The organism is Xenorhabdus thailandensis (assembly GCF_037996785.1).
Taxonomy (GTDB): Bacteria; Pseudomonadota; Gammaproteobacteria; order Enterobacterales; family Enterobacteriaceae; genus Xenorhabdus; species Xenorhabdus griffiniae.
Genome location: NZ_JBBMXF010000010.1, coordinates 24,548 through 42,506, shown reverse-complemented (window position 1 = coordinate 42,506; position 17,959 = coordinate 24,548). Strand labels below are relative to the sequence as shown.

The following is a 17,959-nucleotide window of genomic DNA, read 5'->3' as shown; positions in this document are numbered from 1 at the left end:
GAAAATAGAAATTGCCTGCCTCAATTTAACGGGCAGGCAACACAGGGATTGCGTTTGCTATCCGAATTATTTTTTAGTTGCTTGATATACTTTGAATTTACCTGTTTGCGCAATGACTTCATGGCTGCCAAAGGCATTATCCAGCAAATTAGGGTAAGGTAAGAAAGCGTTTGCAACAATCCTCAATTTACCGCCTGATTTCAGATAATTGGGTGCCATGCGGATCATGTTTTCAGCCGCCGCCAGGTTGGTTTTCAGGCCATCATGGAAGGGAGGATTGGAAATGATCCAGTCGAATTTTTCTTCAATGGCAGAATATACATTACTTGTGACGACATTGCCTTTCAGCTTATTGGCTTGCAGGGTCGCCTTACTGGATACGATGGCGGCAGCATTGACATCGCTTAGTGTCAGGGACAAATCCGGGTTCTTTTTACCCAACACGGCAGCCAATACTCCAGCACCACAAGCCATATCCAATAGACTGCCAGAGATAGGGGTATCGAAAGTAGAAAGCAGCAGACGACTGCCGATATCCAAATTATCCTGGCTAAATACGCCGGGCAGTGTATTAACAGCGATATCTTCCACTTGATAGCTGTTCCACCAATTGTTTTGATCAAATTGAACCTGGCCTTTCAATTGACCATAAAACAGGCTACAACGGCGTGCCGTATCAATTTTGCGGAAAGTAGCGATGCCTTCCATTAACTTATCAATACTGCGTACACCACTACGGTTTTCACCCACAATAAAAATATCCGTACCGGGTGGCAGGATGGAAAACAGGTTGCGTAGTTGAAAACGTGCTTCCTGTTTGCTTTTTGGCCAGTAATAAATCAGCGTATCACATCCTTTGATAAATTCGCTGTCCGCTACAAGGCCAAACCAGACATTATCACCAAGCTGGCGGATCAGGGATTGCCAGTGGTGATATTGGGTAGTATGCACACGCACACTTGCAGCTTCGATTTCCGTTGCCAGGTTATCCTGAAGATCACCGGCAAAAAGCAGATGATGGGAGCGAAATTGCTCATGATGGCGCAGGATAACTTCACTGGCCGGGGTTAATACTGACATCTATGTATAGCTCCTTTTAAATCTTTTTCTAAATATCAATATCAGCGGGCAGTACTGATAGGCTGGTTGGCGCAGAGCTAAGCCCTCTGATAATATATTACCTGTTATTTTTTATGGCAGATGGAATAAAACACGATGACAAAGCGTGACAGATTACTCTCCCGGTTGGGGATCACCCAATGGGTTTTGCGTAACCCAATGGCTTTGCAAGGTGAATTATCTGTCCTCATCCCTGATTCAACCCGTCTATTGATCATTAGCCATGATCACATTGACTTAAGTCATTCATTGTTTGCTGATATTTTTACAGCCATGGGGATCGATGCCTCATCGGTATATTGCATCACGACAAAAGATGTTGAGCTACTTTCGGAATCAATCCACTGCCCGAGTTGGCTGCTGGGGGTTGATATTACCTTACCAGTACAAGGGATTTCTTTGAGAAGCCCGGCATTAAATGATTTATCTCTTGATGGGAATGCAAAACGCGCTCTTTGGCAACAAATTTACCATTATGAAGAATATTTCTCTATTAACTTCCGTTGATCTTCCGGTCGCATTTCAAATAGAACAGGCCAGCCATGCGTTTCCATGGAGTGAAAAGACCTTTTACTCTAATCAGGGGGAACGTTATCTCAATTATAAGATAACGCAGAATGACCAGATTATCGGTTTTGCGATAACACAGTATGTTATGGATGAAGCAACATTGTTTAATATCGCTATTCATCCTGAATATCAATCACGAGGCTATGGCAGGGCATTGCTGACGTATCTCATCAACATATTACCTGAAAAACAGATCAATACATTGTGGCTTGAAGTCCGGCGTTCTAACCAAACCGCCATTCGTTTATACGAGGAGATGGGCTTCAATGAAGTTTCCATCCGCAAGAATTATTACCCGACAGCGGCAGGTAAGGAAGACGCCATTATTATGGCATTGCCGTTGTTTGGTGGAGTTTGAGGATAAAAAAAAGCCATCATTAAGATGGCCAATAATAGTGAGACTTATTGTTTTGAAAGCATTTTGTCAACTACGCAGTGACTGCCTTTAGGTTATTTTTTAATACGTTCATAAACTGAAATACGATATCCATTGAATTCGTGTTTCGGATGGATAGCGCTGTGTTGATAGAACCAGTAATGCGGGCTTGCTCTACCAACTCGCTGTCGATGATCTCATTTTTTGCAAGCCATTCAGCAATATCCGTCCAAGACCATAATGGGCGGCTACTGTCTACGCGCAGAAGAGGCGTAGGAAAATCACCAGCGCCACGGCTTCCCTTACTGTATCGAGATAATGCTGCTTTGGTGATACCTGCCAGTTCAGCCGCATCACTTAAACTGACGACATCACCAATATCGACCGACAGACACATCAAACCTGAAACTGATTCAATGTCAGCGATTGCAGTCATAACTGCTTTGACGTAATTTTCGCTGTTGCGGGTAAAATTTACGTACAATGTCCCATTGTATGCAGCGGGGTGTGCATCACGGCATCCTGCTTCATACAAAGCGTCTGAGATATCAAATAACTCATCATCAGTAGTGATTTTCTTTCCACCTACCACAATACTAAAACTGTATTTTCTCATATCGACTTTCCTATGATTAAGATGTGAGACTTCCGATAAAAAGGCCGTTGTTTGACGGCCTTGATACTATTTGCATTTATCGATTAATGAGATTATGTCTTTCGCGTGGTCTTGAGGACTTTCAGGTGTTCCCCAAACTGATTTTTGGTGGCATTTATTTTCACTACCACAGCGTAAAATCCCAACTGCATGGCCTTTTCCTTTACGTTTTACGTAGATCCAGCCTTGAGACACGGCATAGGAAATAGCCGCATTAATCTCTTTGTTTTTGTGATACGCGATAGACAATACTCCTTTTTAAGCCTCACTTTTTAAAGAACACAGCCAGTCAAAACGACCAACTAACGGTAACAATAGTAACCAGAATGATATTCGTCGTCAACATTTGTTACCACTCTGATCGCATGATAAGTTGTAATTTGCAAAGGTGCTCTGGCAGTGTAAAATTTTCGCAAATTTATTTGCTGTACATGGCATTGTACATAATTGGAAAAATTTCTATGCAAAACCCCATTTTCGCCAGTGAAGTCGCTAAGCGAAGAACATTTGCAATCATTTCCCACCCGGATGCGGGTAAAACAACCATTACCGAAAAAGTATTACTGTTCGGACAGGCGATCCAGAAAGCGGGGACGGTAAAAGGCCGAGGTTCCAACCAACACGCTAAATCAGACTGGATGGAGATGGAAAAACAGCGTGGTATCTCTATTACCACTTCCGTGATGCAGTTTCCCTATGCTGACTGTTTGGTTAACTTACTGGATACCCCAGGGCACGAAGACTTCTCGGAAGATACTTACCGTACTTTGACAGCCGTTGACTGCTGTTTGATGGTCATTGACGCCGCGAAAGGGGTTGAGGATCGTACCCGTAAGTTAATGGAAGTCACTCGCCTGCGTGATACGCCGATCCTGACATTCATGAACAAGCTCGACCGTGATATTCGTGATCCGATGGAGCTGATGGATGAAGTGGAAAATGAGCTGAACATAGCCTGTAGCCCGATTACATGGCCAATCGGCTGTGGTAAATCCTTTAAAGGCGTCTATCATCTTTACCTTGATGAAACTTACCTGTACCAATCAGGTCAGGGACATACCATTCAGGAGGTTCGCGCTATCAAGGGATTGGATAATCCTGAACTGGATGCGGCAGTGGGTGAAGAGCTGGCGGATCAATTGCGTGAAGAGTTGGAACTCGTCAAAGGTGCATCCCATGAATTCGATCTGGAAGCCTTTTTACAGGGAGAATTAACCCCGGTCTTTTTCGGTACTGCATTGGGTAACTTTGGCGTTGATCACATGTTGGACGGCCTGGTTAAATGGGCTCCAACCCCAATGCCGCGTCAGGCTGATGCGCGTCAAGTCTCTGCCAGTGAAGAAAAATTCACCGGTTTTGTTTTCAAAATTCAGGCGAATATGGATCCGAAACACCGTGACCGTGTGGCATTTTTGCGTGTTGTTTCCGGTAAATATGAAAAAGGCATGAAACTGCGTCAAGTTCGCATTAAGAAAGATGTTGTCATTTCTGATGCACTGACCTTTATGGCAGGGGATCGCTCTCATGTCGAGCATGCTTATCCTGGGGACATTATCGGTCTACACAATCATGGCACCATCCAGATTGGTGATACCTTTACCCAAGGCGAAGAGTTGAAGTTTACCGGCATCCCTAACTTTGCCCCTGAATTGTTCCGCCGTATTCGTCTGCGCGATCCATTGAAGCAGAAACAGTTGCTGAAAGGTCTGGTGCAATTGTCAGAAGAAGGTGCTGTGCAGGTATTCCGCCCGCTGTCCAATAACGATTTGATCGTCGGGGCGGTAGGTGTGCTTCAGTTTGACGTAGTTGTTGCCCGTTTGAAGAGTGAATACAACGTTGAAGCGCTGTATGAACCCGTTAATGTTTCTACGGCTCGCTGGGTAGAGTGCAGCGATGCGAAGAAATTGGAAGAGTTCAAGCGCAAAAATGAGCAGAACCTGGCTCTCGATGGTGGCGATAACTTAACCTACATCGCACCAACCATGGTCAATTTAAACTTGACCAGTGAACGCTACCCTGATGTTTCCTTCCGCAAGACACGGGAACATTAATCTCTTTCTGGGCCAGCTATTCTGTTGGCCCTTATTATTTATTCTATCTGTATATGCTGTTTTTCATGACAATAAAAGAATAACTTCCTGTGTTAATGAAAATATACGTTATTTTTTGTAAATCTGATTTTATCACCATTGCCTAATTGACATACTGCATACTGTTTTGATAACTGTGTTTAGGCTGAAATTAAATAAGGTGGTAGGATGAAAAATATTAAGTTTACACATTCACTACTGGCTGTTTTTCTAGGCTCGGTATTGACCAGTAGTGCTCTGGCAGCGGATCTTTCTGTGGGAAAAACGTTGGAGAGTACAGGACAAAAAATCGATAAATCTCTAGACGAAGCAGGGGATAAGATTGATAACTCCTTGCAAAAAGCAGATTCTTATTTAGACGATAGTGCCATTACAGCAAAAGTGAAAGAAAAATTGCTGGAACATAAGGGCATAAATAGCCGTGGCATTGCGGTGAAAACGGAAAAAGGTGTCGTCCATCTTTCTGGTTTTGTCAAAAGCAAACATCAAGCGGCGAAAATAGTTAAGATTGTTCATGGAATAAAAGGTGTCAAATCAGTAAAAAGCACGATAGAGATTAAAAAATAATCTTAATCTGAAAAAATAACAAATATTGAGAATAGAGTGGCCGATAATAGCCACTCTTTCTGCTTCTTTTCCTCAAATAATATCTTGTTAAGTGACGAGATTATGCATAGGAATGCTATTCGCTGGCGGTATTTTGGTAACTTGCTATTCTCATATCAATTTAACTATTGATGCTTTATTTCCTCACTTTTTATAAAAATGTTACAAGCAAGTTGTTTGAGTAACGATATACTGTATAGATATTCGGCGGCTTTCAAAGGGAGAGAAGAGTGGGGAAACATATTCCAATAACACTGGGTAATATTGAACCTTTAGCTTATAAGTCACAGATCAAACCAGGGAAAATTGCACTTGTTTGTGAAGGTGGTGGTCAGCGAGGTATTTTTACCGCTGGTGTTTTGGATGAATTTCTTCGTCTCGGCTTTAATCCGTTTGAACTGTTCCTTGGAACCTCTGCGGGAGCGCAAAATCTTTCTGCCTATATTTGTGGTCAGAGGGGGTATGCGCGCAAAGTAATCAACCGTTATACAACTGACCCTGCTTTTTTTAATCCATTGCGCTTTGTGCGCGGTGGGCATTTGATCGATTTAGATTGGTATATTGATACCATATCTAAGCAATTACCACTCAATATTCCTGTCGCAATGCGTCAGTTTGATGCTGGGCGTGAATTCTACATGTGCGCTTGCCGCGCTGATAATTTTGAGCCGACTTACCTGCATCCTGATGACAAAAATTGGATGGATCTTGTTAAAGCCTCAAGCGCCATTCCGGGGTTTTATCGTAACGGCGTTACCTTTGGTGATGTGGTTTATCAAGATGGTGGCATTTGTGATGCGATCCCGGTTCAGGAAGCCTATCGTCGTGGGGCAGATACTATCGTTGTGATTCGAACAGTACCTTCACAGCTTTACTATACACTTCAGTGGTTCAAGCGCATGGATCGTTGGTTAGAGTCTAGTAGCTTGCAAAAAATGGTCAAGATGCTCAATCTCCATGCTCAGAGTTACCGTCAAACGCAGAAATTTATCGAAAATCCACCGGATGATGTACAAATCTTCGAAATTTATCCACCGGCACCATTGGCAACAATGGCTTTAGGCAGCCGGCTTAGTTCGTTAAATCAGGATTATCATTTGGGACGGCGTTGCGGACGGTATTTTCTGGCAACGATTGGGCATACTTTTGTTGAAGGAGAATTTGGGCATACAGAACGTAACAGCTATGGAGTATGCCGTACAGGGTTAAATTCTGCTCGTCACTGTTTTCGGAGAAACCATTTCCTAAACAGTGGCAAGCATTGCCCACCGCTGGAAGCTCCTGTGCCAGCGGTGGTGGAGAATGTGCAAACGACAGGGACTCTTATGATAGATAACCTGGACAATTAAATGTTTATTGACACACATTGCCATTTTGATTTTTCCCCTTTTGCTGGTGATGAAATAGCGAGCTTGCAACAAGCCAGACAAATGGGTGTGGAAAAAATTATCGTTCCCACGATAAGTCAATTAAACTTCCAGCGGGTTTCTGTGCTGGCTGAGACTTATCCACCAATTTATGCCGCATTTGGTTTGCATCCACTCTATATTGCTGAACACCAAGAGGTTCATTTGGATGAGTTGGCGCAAAAACTACAAGAAAAAGAAGATAAATGTGTTGCAGTAGGTGAAATTGGTCTTGACCTTTATATGCCAGATCCACAGCTTGAAAAGCAGAAAAGCATGTTAGAGGTACAGCTAAAACTCGCTAAACAATATGATTTACCTGTGCTCCTCCATTCCAGAAAAAGCCATGATCAATTGGCGGCAATCTTGAGAAAACATAGATTACCACGAACAGGGGTTATTCATGGTTTTGCGGGGAGTTTATCCCAAGCTCAGGCCTTTATTCGCCTGGGATTTTACATTGGTGTTGGGGGAACAATTACCTACGATAGGGCGCAAAAGACACGTAACACTATTTCGCAATTACCTCTGTCATCTTTGGTATTGGAAACGGATGCGCCTGATATGCCGTTATCGGGATTTCAGGGGCAGCCAAATCGGCCAGAAAAAGTTGCACAGATTTTTTCCGTATTGTGTGAGTTGCGTCGAGAAGCAGCAGATGAAATTGCCAACCAAATTTACCAAAATAGTGTGAGCCTATTTACATTGAGTTGATATATAATACATTAATAATGCTTAACTTGTATTCCGTGCTTATTTATCCTGTTTTTTACCTTTTTCTCCGTTAAATTATCTAATACCCCCCGAAACCTGATGGTTTTTTGTGATTTATATCTCATTTTTCGTTTTTATATTACTTTTTGTTGTATTAATTTGTGATGTTAGTTGCTTGTTCCTTTTTAGTCCTAGGTATAATCGCCCCACACATAATGTCAGTGGAAACTTATGGAATAACTGACATATTTTCTTATTATTTTTATTCAGTGAACAGGGATTCTTCCAATGCAACTCCTTATGAGCCTGATCGGGATGGCAGTGCTGATTCTTATCGCAGTACTCTTCTCTAGTAATTATCGAGCTATTAAAATCCGCACTGTCCTAGGCGCCTTTCTGATTCAGGTTGCCATGGGGGCATTTGTACTTTACGTACCAGCCGGTAAAGACGTTCTGGAGGGAATGTCCTCAGGCGTTTCCAATGTGATTGGATATGGAAAAAAAGGGATAGATTTTATTTTTGGTGGCCTGGTTTCCGACAAAATGTTTGAATTGTTTGGCGGCAGTGGCTTTATCTTTGCTTTGCGTGTCTTGCCAGTCATTGTTTTCTTCTCATCACTCATTGCGGTGTTGTACTACATGGGTATTATGCAGCTCATCATCAAAATATTGGGTGGTGCATTGCAGAAACTATTGGGAACATCACGGACTGAATCTTTGTCTGCAACAGCAAATATTTTCGTGGGTCATACTGAAGCCCCTCTGGTTGTGCGCCCTTATATCGCGACGATGACCCAATCTGAGTTGTTCGCTGTGATGTGTGGTGGTTTGGCTTCTGTTGCTGGCTCTGTATTGGCGGGATATGCATCTATGGGTGTTCCATTGGAATACCTAATTGCGGCTTCATTTATGGCAGCTCCAGGTGGTTTACTGTTTGCGAAATTGATGGTGCCAGAAACAGAAAAAACTCACGATACTGCTGATGTGGCATCGTTGATTGCGGCAGAAGATCGTCCTGCAAATGTGATTGATGCTGCGGCATCGGGTGCGGCATCGGGTATGCACTTGGCTCTGAATGTCGGCGCAATGCTTCTGGCATTCACCGCACTGATTGCTTTACTGAATGGTATCTTGGGAGGGATTGGCGGCTGGTTTGATTATCCTCAATTGTCGATGGAACTGGTTTTGGGATGGGTTTTTGCACCAATCGCCTACCTGATCGGCATTCCGTGGAATGAAGCAACCATTGCGGGTTCTTTCATCGGGCAGAAATTAGTTGTCAATGAGTTCGTGGCATTCATGAACTTTAGTGAATATCTGAAAGCGGATAATGTCGTTCAGGCTGCGGGTCTGCAAGTGCTTTCTGACCATACTAAAGCCATTATCTCTTTTGCTTTGTGTGGCTTCGCTAACCTGTCTTCCGTTGCGATTCTTTTGGGCGGTTTAGGTAGCATGGCACCAAGCCGTCGCGGTGACATTGCCCGTTTCGGTTTGAAATCTATATTGGCGGGTTCACTCTCTAATTTAATGAGTGCAACAATTGCTGGATTCTTCCTCTCGTTGTAAGCCATAGAGAATATATATCCAATTGAATGCAGGTGAGGGATCTCACCTGCTTTTGTTTTAAATCTGTTGTCTGATTCAGTCACGATAATCATACCGTTGGAGAGTTTTATGACCGATTTAATTGTCACCGCTCAGCGTGCGCTGGGTTTGATAGATTTAACTACACTTAATGATGATGATACAGATGAGAAAGTAATAGCACTTTGTCGTCAAGCAAACAGTCCCGCCGGACATACGGCCGCGCTTTGTATCTATCCGCGTTTTATTCCCGTGGCACGTAAGATATTACGCGAACAGGGAACCCCTGATATTCGCATTGCCACGGTGACTAATTTCCCACATGGCAATGATGATATTGACATTGCGCTGGCTGAAACTCGTGCCGCCATCGCCTATGGTGCCGATGAAGTGGATGTTGTTTTCCCTTATCGCACCTTGATAGCTGGTAATGAACAGATTGGTTTTGACTTGGTAACAGCTTGTAAAACAGTCTGTGCTGAATCAGGTGTCTGGCTAAAAGTCATTATTGAAACGGGGGAATTAAAAGAAGCCGCTCTGATTCGCAAAGTATCTGAAATTTCAATTAAGGCTGGAGCGGATTTCATCAAAACCTCAACGGGTAAGGTTCCGGTTAATGCAACATTGGAAAGTGCCGAAATTATGTTGAGTGTGATCCGTGATATGGGGGTAGGTGATCGCGTTGGTTTTAAACCGGCGGGTGGCGTGCGCACGACTCAAGAAGCAGCAGAATATTTGGCGTTGGCCGAACGCATTATGGGCGACAAATGGGTTGATTCCCGCCATTTCCGTTTTGGTGCTTCCAGTTTGTTGGGCAGTTTGCTGACTACGCTTGGACACCAGAACCAAAAACAGAGTAGTGGTTATTGAGATCAATAATGACTGATTGCACATAGGCTAAGCTAGTGTGCATTACTGCCATTCTTTTCAGATAATAATGATTGGGAGGTAGCTTTGTTTCTGGCACAGGAAATTATCCGCAAAAAACGTGATGGTCATTCATTGAATGAAGAAGAAATACGCTTTTTTATTAACGGCGTCCGTGATAACACAGTTTCCGAAGGGCAGATTGCTGCACTGGCAATGACCATCTATTTCCATGACATGACGATGGAAGAACGTGTTGCTCTAACATTAGCGATGCGTGATTCTGGTACTGTTTTAGATTGGAAAAAATTGAATTTACCCGGCCCGATTGTCGATAAACACTCGACGGGCGGTGTAGGGGATGTCACTTCCTTGATGTTGGGTCCAATGATAGCGGCCTGTGGGGGCTATGTGCCGATGATATCGGGGCGTGGCTTGGGGCATACCGGAGGAACACTGGATAAATTAGAAGCTATTCCCGGTTTTGACATTTTCCCTGATGAACACCGCTTACGTGACATTATTCGTGATGTAGGCATTGCCATTATCGGACAGACAAGTTCACTGGCACCTGCGGATAAACGCTTTTATGCGACACGTGATATTACGGCGACCGTTGATTCTATTCCTTTGATTACCGCCTCTATCTTGGGTAAAAAATTGGCTGAAGGACTGGATGCATTGGTCATGGATGTGAAAGTGGGTTCTGGGGCATTTATGCCGACCTACGAGCAATCGGAACGGCTGGCCGAAGCCATTGTTGAAGTTGCCAATGGTGCGGGATGTAAGACTACGGCGCTATTGACAGATATGAATCAAGTTTTGGCATCCAGCGCAGGTAATGCTTTGGAAGTGCGTGAAGCTGTCCAATTCTTGACGGGGGAATACCGTAACCCTAGGTTATTTGAAGTTACCATGGCATTGTCCGCTGAAATGCTGGTTTCAGGTAATTTGGCCATTGATCATGATGATGCATATTATAAGTTACAAACAGTACTGGACAGTGGCAAAGCGGCGGAAACATTTGGTCGCATGGTGGCTGCACAGAAAGGGCCGACTGATTTTGTCGAAAATTACACTCGCTACCTCTCGACTGCGGAATTCATCAAACCAGTATTGGCTGGAGAGGTGTTAACTGGGCAAATGTTAGCTGAAAAGAGTTGCATCGTTACAGAAATGGATACCAGAGCCCTAGGAATGTCTGTTGTTGCATTGGGAGGAGGACGCCGTAAGGCGACAGATCCTATTAATCACAGCGTGGGGCTGAGTGATATCATTGCTCTTGGTACAAAAGTGAATGCGGATACCCCTTTGGCCATGATTCATTCTCGCAGTGAGCAGGCTTGGCATGAAGCCGCAGAAGCAATACGTAAGGCATTTATTTTTAAAGAAATTTCTAAGGAAAGAGAGATACAAGCCACTACACCGATGGTTTATCGTTATATCCGTGGATAAAGCATATAAGCATTAAAATTGATTTTAATAGCTGGCAGTTTCCGCATTGATAGCGTGAATTGACGCAGGAGAAAATTATGAAACGTACATTCATCATGGTATTGGATTCCTTTGGTATTGGTGCAACTGCTGATGCTGAAAAGTTTGGTGATAAGGGATCTAACACTTTGGGTCATATTGCAGAACGATGTGCCCGTGGTGAAGCTGATATTGGCCGTAATGGGCCACTACATTTGCCAAACCTGAGCCGTTTGGGATTGGGTAAGGCAGCGGAAGAGTCTTGCGGAACGTTCCCGATTGGCCTGGATAAAGAAGCTGAAATTATTGGTGCTTATGGTTATGCGAGTGAGCTTTCTTCTGGTAAAGACACGCCGTCAGGACATTGGGAAATTGCAGGTGTTCCGGTTCTGTTTGACTGGGGATATTTCCGCGATGAAGAAAACAGTTTCCCACAGGAATTGCTGGATAAACTGGTCGAACGAGCAAATCTGCCAGGCTACTTGGGTAATTGTCACTCTTCCGGTACTGTTATTTTAGACAAGTTAGGCGAAGAACACATGAAAACCGGTAAACCGATTTTCTATACTTCTGCGGATTCTGTTTTCCAGATTGCGTGCCATGAAGAGACATTTGGCTTGGATCGTCTATATGAGCTATGTGAAATCGCTCGTGAAGAGTTGAACATTGGCGAATATAACATTGGCCGCGTTATTGCCCGTCCATTTGTGGGGGATAAGGCTGGGAGTTTCCAACGCACTGGCAACCGTCATGATTTGGCCGTTGAGCCACCAGCCCCAACTATCCTAAAAAAACTACTTGATGAAAAGCAAGGTGAAGTGGTTTCCATTGGCAAAATTGCAGATATCTATGCGAATGTCGGGATCACCAAAAAGGTCAAGGCGACAGGCATTGATGCCCTGTTTGATGCTTCTCTGATTGAAATGGAGCAGGCGGGGGATAACACCATCGTATTTACCAACTTTGTTGATTTTGACTCTTCCTACGGTCACCGCCGTGATGTTGCCGGTTACGCGGCAGCCTTGGAGTTGTTTGATCGTCGTTTACCAGAAATGCTGAAATTGGTAAAAGAAGATGACATTCTGATCTTGACCGCTGACCATGGTTGTGACCCAACTTGGGCGGGAACAGATCATACCCGTGAACATGTCCCGGTTCTGGTTTACGGACCTAAAGTCAAACCAGGTTCATTAGGACATCGTGAGACGTTCGCCGATATGGGGCAGACAGTAGCAAAATACTTTGATCTGACTCCAATGGATTACGGTAAAGCGATGTTTTAAGTTTTGGTGGAGATCTATGGATCTCCCCCTTTTCGTCTATTTTGATACGTAATAAAAACAAGGAAATAAATTTATGGCCACCCCACATATTAATGCTGAAATGGGCGATTTTGCTGATGTTGTTTTGATGCCTGGTGACCCACTGCGTGCAAAATACATTGCGGAAACTTTTCTGGAAGATGCTCGTCAGGTTAACAATGTTCGCGGTATGCTGGGTTTCACCGGTACTTATAAAGGCCGCCGCATCTCTGTTATGGGCCATGGAATGGGTATCCCATCCTGCTCTATTTATGCCAAGGAGCTGATCACTGAATTTGGTGTGAAAAAAATCATCCGTATTGGTTCCTGTGGTGCGGTTAGCGAAGACGTTAAAATCCGTGATGTTGTGATCGGTATGGGGGCATGTACTGATTCCAAAGTAAACCGCCTGCGTTTTAAAGATCACGATTTCGCTGCTATTGCTGACTTTGATCTGGTTCGTCATGCCGTGGATGCGGCTAAGGCAAAGAGTGTCAACGTACGTGTTGGTAATATCTTCTCTGCGGATCTATTTTATACACCAGACCCTCAAATGTTCGACGTAATGGAAAAATACGGTATTTTGGGTGTTGAAATGGAAGCAGCAGGTATTTATGGTGTTGCTGCAGAATTTGGCGCAAAAGCATTGGCAATTTGTACTGTTTCTGACCATATCCGTACTGGTGAACAAACCACTGCTGAAGAGCGGCAAAATACATTTAATGACATGATCGAAATTGCGCTTGAATCCATTTTGCTGGGTGATAATTAAAAAAGCGTCAATAGTTTTAGCATTTTATTAAAAAATTATAAGCCCTTTTCGTTATTGGAAAGGGCTTTTTGTTTATAAATTATAGGCCAATTTATACGTATTATTAAGAATAGTCTTTAGTCGTTTATTTAATTGGTGTTTTCTCTTTTTCTAATTTGATTGGGAAATCAATAAAAACAATACAGTTAATATAACCTTAATGGTTTTTTATGAAATGTTTTCAATTGATAATTATGTCATTTAGATAAATATTCTGTTTTATATTAACTATCCAGATTATCATGATAATAAAAACCAAATGTTATGGTTATATCAGGATAATAAAATGAAACATCCTTTTTGGCAGATAAAATAGAACAATAAAACAACGCCAATTAAGATACTAAATTACTAAACATTACTCGATATAACTCAGGGGAATAATCCAAAATTAAAAAATAATTAGTAAAATATACTACTCATTATGCGTACTTTTTTGCAAAAATTCATATTTCATATGATGTTAAGAAGCATAAGCAGTTTTATCGGCTAAAATTTGACTTAGGGTTTATTATGTAGAATGATATTGCCGGTTTGGTTTATTTTGACAGGTTATGATCTATGTCAAAAAACTAAATAATCATTTGCCTAAGTGTCAGAAATTAATTTCTGGTCTTCGGCTTCCTTTTGGTTATTAATATCTACTTTTTGATTAAAGGAATAAGTAACATTATGAAACTGAATAAATTAGCGATGGTTGTAGGTTTTAGTGCAGTTTTGGCTGCTGGTGCTGCAAGTGCGGCTAACCAAGGTAGTGGTACAGTTAAATTCAGAGGTTCCATCATTGATGCACCTTGCTCAATCAAACACACCAATGTCGAAGTTGATATGGGCGCCGTTTCCAGCCACGTTCTGAAAGATGGTGGCCGTTCAGCTTCCAAGCCTTTCAAAATTGAATTAGAAGGTTGTACTGCTGAGACTAAAAATGGCGTGAAAACAACCTTTACTGGCGCAGAAGCGAGTGAGAAAGGTTTGCTGGCTATTGAAGGTACAGCACAAGGTGCAGCGATCGCAATCACTAACCACGGCAATGACGTTATTCCTTTGGGTACAGAGTCAGGCGTAATGTCCCTGCATGAAGGCAACAATGATCTGAACTTCGCAGCATACCTGAAAGGTCTGACAGTAGTAGGAGAAGACGGTAAAGGTACTGGAGAAGTGAAACCAGGTGATTTCACTGCTATCGCAAACTTTACTTTAAACTACCTATAATATTGCAAGCTATCTGATAATTTTTATTATTTGAATATCAGGAAATTCACTTTAATTGTTAACCTTGACTTTCCTGATAATATATTTAGGGTATTTCTGGGATATAACGGGTCAGTAAGGTATGACTACAATATTCTGTAACAAGAACTATTTTATTGATGTAAATCAATATTATTAATGCTTGAATAAGCAAATTGTGTCATTAAAAAATCTATCCCTATAGAGGTAAATTGAAATACCCTTTTTTATTTAATCAGTGAAGCACAAACAGAGAACGTAACATATTACAGCTAGGCAGGACATGTGGCTATCTCTGCAACCTCAGTATCGGTCAGACTCCTCAATTTAGATCGATGAACTTTAATGACGCCATGTATGAGGTAAGAACTCCTGTACGCATACAGGCTTGGTTATGTTTGACAGCGGCTAATTTCAAACTGGATGATTAACGATTCATTGTTCAGAGGATGCTATGGCTTTGTTTTCAGATTCTATGAATCATGATGTTTTATCTAATAATAGAAAAATAATCAGTAATAAAAATAATGTGATTAATAAAAATAGAATAGCTAATAAAATAAAAACAGAACGCCTACTATTCGGAATTAATCCTCTTTTTGCTCTTATACTGTTTGCATTGTCTGGTATTCAGGTTACTCATTCCAAGCCATCAATTGAATTCAATATTGGTGCACTGGATGTCAATGAACGAGCCAATATTGATTTGGATAAGTTTGCACGTGCTGGTTATATCATGCCGGGCAATTATATGATGAGTGTCCGGATGAATCAGCATGAACTCCAGGATACCTATTCCATCGATTTCATAGCCCCGCCTGATGAGCCAACAGAGAGTGAAGCCTGTATATCCCCTGAATTGGTGAAACAAATCGCACTGAAACAACAGTGGGTAGAAAAATTAGGTTGGCAGCATGAAGGTAAATGCCTTGATCTCACTACCTTACCGGGTACATCAGCCAGAGGTGATCTCGCTACTTATAAGCTTTATTTAATCATACCTAAAATTTACCTGGAATATGACTTACCAGATTGGGATCCTCCTTCTCGTTGGGATAATGGAATACCTGGATTATTGTTTGATTATAACGTTAACGCACAAACCTCTAAACCCGTTCACGGTAATAGTAGCCAACAGATAAGTGCTATCGGAACAGCGGGTATGAATGTCGGGGAGTGGCGTTTTCGGGCTGATTGGCAGGCCAAATATAACCGTTTCAAAAACCAGGGTGGTGATAAATTGAGTTCTTCTAGGGGGAAAGAACGTGATTGGGATTGGAGCCGTTACTATGTGTATCGTGCGATCCCTCGTTTGGAAGCGAAATTGACATTGGGTGAGGATTACCTCAATTCCAGTATCTTCGATAGTTTCCGCTATACGGGTGTCAGTTTAGTGACTGATGAAAATATGTTGCCACCGAATTTACGTGGATATGCACCTGAAGTCACAGGTGTAGCACGGACTAATGCCAAGGTGACAGTGAGGCAACAGGGGAGAGTGCTGTATGAAACCCAGGTCGCTTCTGGTCCATTCCGTATTCAGGATCTTAGTGATGCGGTAGTAGGAACACTGGATGTCAGGGTCGAAGAGCAAGACGGTGGTGTGCAAGAGTTTCAGGTTAATACTGCGACTATTCCCTATCTGACCCGCCCTGGACGAGTACAGTATAAATTTGTTGGTGGTCAATCCACTAATGATAAGCATCGTCGTGAAGGGCCTGCGTTCGGTCTGGGTGAATTTTCGTGGGGAATTAACAACGGTTGGTCGCTGTATGGTGGTCTCTTAGCTGCGGGAGATTATAACGCCTTGTCACTGGGGATTGGCCGCGATTTGATGATGTTTGGTGCATTGTCGCTTGATATGACGGAGTCGAGGGCAAGATTACCGGGAGAAAACAAAACCCTGACAGGTGGATCTTATCGTCTTAGTTATTCGAAACGTTTTGATCAATATAACAGTCAGGTGACGTTTGCCGGATATCGTTTCTCTGAGCGTAATTTCATGAATATGGGACAGTATATCGATCGCCGCTATCGCAACGTTTCTTCCAATAGCGGTAAGGAGATGTATACCATTACCTTCAACAAACAATTTACAGATATTGGTTTAAATGCCTACCTTAACTATAGCCATCAAACTTACTGGAATCGGCCAACAAACGATCGCTATAACATTTCATTATCCAAGTATTTTGATATTGGGCGTTATAAAAATATCAGTGTCAATCTGTCAGCCTATCGTAACAATTTTGACAATAAAAAAGATGACGGCATGTATCTGAATCTTTCCATTCCGTGGGGAGAAAGTGGCACTGTCAGCTACAATGGGTTGGTTAATCGTCAGGGCAATGCACATACAGTGGGTTATTTTGATCGTATTGATGACCGCAATAACTATCGTATTTCAATGGGTACGAGTGTCGATGGTAGGGCATCAGTTGATGGCTATTACAACCATTATGGTGACCAGACATTACTCACTGCCAGTGCCAGTTATCGGGATGGTGGCAATACTACGGCAGCCCTTGGCCTGCAAGGTGGGGTGACTGTAACGGCAAAAGGGACTGCACTGCACCGTACTAATATGCCTGGCGCAACTCGCTTGATGGTAGATACAGAAGGGGTTAGCAATGTGCCTATTCGAGGATTTGGTTCAGCGGTACATACCAATTACTTTGGTAAAGCTGTGCTGGCCGATGTGAATAACTACTATCGCAACAGGGCAAATATTGACTTAGATAACTTACCTGATGATGTAGAGGCACTGCGTTCTGTTCAGCAGGCAACATTAACGGAAGGTGCGATTGGTTATCGTAAATTCCAAGTGATATCAGGCAGTAAAGCGATGACAGTCATCCGGTTACCTGACGGTTCATTCCCACCTTTTGGTGCTTCTGTCTTAAATTCTGCTCAGCGTGAAATAGGGATTGTCAGTGATGATGGATACGCCTATCTGAGTGGAATAAATCAGGGGGAAAAACTGCAAGTGCATTGGGATGGACAAGCTCAGTGCGAGATTACAGTGCCAGATGAAATGACGCCAGAGTCTTTAACATCACTTTTGCTACCTTGCCAGTTCTTAACAGACGATGGTGAGTGAATTGTAATCAAACTATCTGAAAAATCGTTATTTAATAAAGTATTATGTTTGTTTGAT

Annotated in this window: 15 protein-coding genes; 13 read left to right on the top strand and 2 right to left on the bottom strand. The window is 42.6% G+C overall.

The genetic code is table 11. From position 1 onward, the window contains the following. Positions 1-66: 66 nt before the first annotated feature. Positions 67-1,080: a 16S rRNA (guanine(1207)-N(2))-methyltransferase RsmC gene (gene rsmC, locus AAC853_RS09905; protein ID WP_340614467.1), complete on the bottom strand. Its 1,014-nt coding sequence runs from the start codon at positions 1,078-1,080 to the stop codon at positions 67-69. A 135-nt stretch (positions 1,081-1,215) separates the two neighbouring features. Between rsmC and AAC853_RS09900 the strand changes: the two genes are divergently transcribed. Next, positions 1,216-1,626 carry a DNA polymerase III subunit psi gene (locus AAC853_RS09900; RefSeq protein WP_338883397.1) on the top strand — a complete coding sequence of 137 codons (411 nt, stop codon included), beginning with the start codon at positions 1,216-1,218 and terminating at the stop codon, positions 1,624-1,626. Beyond that, a complete protein-coding gene (gene rimI / locus AAC853_RS09895; RefSeq protein WP_340614466.1) occupies positions 1,595-2,047 on the top strand; it encodes a ribosomal protein S18-alanine N-acetyltransferase in 453 nt (150 codons plus the stop codon). Before AAC853_RS09900 ends, rimI begins: the two co-directional genes overlap by 32 nt. 70 nt (positions 2,048-2,117) lie before the next feature. Here the strand turns inward: rimI and AAC853_RS09890 are convergent, their stop codons facing one another. Beyond that, on the bottom strand, positions 2,118-2,681 hold the full coding sequence (locus AAC853_RS09890) for a hypothetical protein (protein ID WP_273558084.1): 564 nt from the start codon (positions 2,679-2,681) through the stop codon (positions 2,118-2,120). Between the two features lie 500 nt (positions 2,682-3,181). On the opposite strand from AAC853_RS09890, the gene prfC reads away from it, so the two are divergent. The 11 genes from prfC to AAC853_RS09835 all read left to right on the top strand — a co-directional run bounded on the left by prfC (position 3,182) and on the right by AAC853_RS09835 (position 17,902). Further along, entirely contained in the window at positions 3,182-4,771 is a 1,590-nt protein-coding gene (prfC, locus tag AAC853_RS09885) for a peptide chain release factor 3 (protein WP_273558083.1), read from the top strand. A gap of 207 nt (positions 4,772-4,978) precedes the next feature. Further along, positions 4,979-5,377, top strand: coding sequence for a BON domain-containing protein (locus AAC853_RS09880; RefSeq protein ID WP_340614465.1), 399 nt, complete (start codon positions 4,979-4,981; stop codon positions 5,375-5,377). A 269-nt stretch (positions 5,378-5,646) separates the two neighbouring features. Then, positions 5,647-6,765: a patatin-like phospholipase family protein gene (locus AAC853_RS09875; RefSeq protein ID WP_338883391.1), complete on the top strand. Its 1,119-nt coding sequence runs from the start codon at positions 5,647-5,649 to the stop codon at positions 6,763-6,765. Continuing rightward, positions 6,766-7,536 carry a TatD family hydrolase gene (locus tag AAC853_RS09870; protein WP_340614464.1) on the top strand — a complete coding sequence of 257 codons (771 nt, stop codon included), beginning with the start codon at positions 6,766-6,768 and terminating at the stop codon, positions 7,534-7,536. It begins immediately after the preceding gene. Between the two features lie 300 nt (positions 7,537-7,836). Further along, on the top strand, positions 7,837-9,102 hold the full coding sequence (locus AAC853_RS09865) for a NupC/NupG family nucleoside CNT transporter (RefSeq protein ID WP_338885617.1): 1,266 nt from the start codon (positions 7,837-7,839) through the stop codon (positions 9,100-9,102). Positions 9,103-9,210: 108 nt separating this feature from the next. Further along, the gene (deoC, locus tag AAC853_RS09860; protein ID WP_340614463.1) at positions 9,211-9,990 is read left to right on the top strand and encodes a deoxyribose-phosphate aldolase; all 780 of its coding nucleotides are present in this window, start codon (positions 9,211-9,213) and stop codon (positions 9,988-9,990) included. An 84-nt stretch (positions 9,991-10,074) separates the two neighbouring features. Then, complete coding sequence (gene deoA / locus AAC853_RS09855; RefSeq protein ID WP_340614462.1) at positions 10,075-11,442, top strand: thymidine phosphorylase; 1,368 nt, start codon at positions 10,075-10,077, stop codon at positions 11,440-11,442. 77 nt (positions 11,443-11,519) lie between these two features. Continuing rightward, on the top strand, positions 11,520-12,743 hold the full coding sequence (deoB, locus tag AAC853_RS09850) for a phosphopentomutase (protein WP_338883384.1): 1,224 nt from the start codon (positions 11,520-11,522) through the stop codon (positions 12,741-12,743). A gap of 73 nt (positions 12,744-12,816) precedes the next feature. Next, the gene (gene deoD / locus AAC853_RS09845; protein ID WP_340614461.1) at positions 12,817-13,533 is read left to right on the top strand and encodes a purine-nucleoside phosphorylase; all 717 of its coding nucleotides are present in this window, start codon (positions 12,817-12,819) and stop codon (positions 13,531-13,533) included. Between the two features lie 711 nt (positions 13,534-14,244). Beyond that, on the top strand, positions 14,245-14,784 hold the full coding sequence (locus tag AAC853_RS09840) for a fimbrial protein (RefSeq protein WP_340614460.1): 540 nt from the start codon (positions 14,245-14,247) through the stop codon (positions 14,782-14,784). Between the two features lie 472 nt (positions 14,785-15,256). Further along, positions 15,257-17,902 carry an outer membrane usher protein gene (locus AAC853_RS09835; protein ID WP_340614459.1) on the top strand — a complete coding sequence of 882 codons (2,646 nt, stop codon included), beginning with the start codon at positions 15,257-15,259 and terminating at the stop codon, positions 17,900-17,902. Positions 17,903-17,959 lie beyond the last annotated feature (57 nt).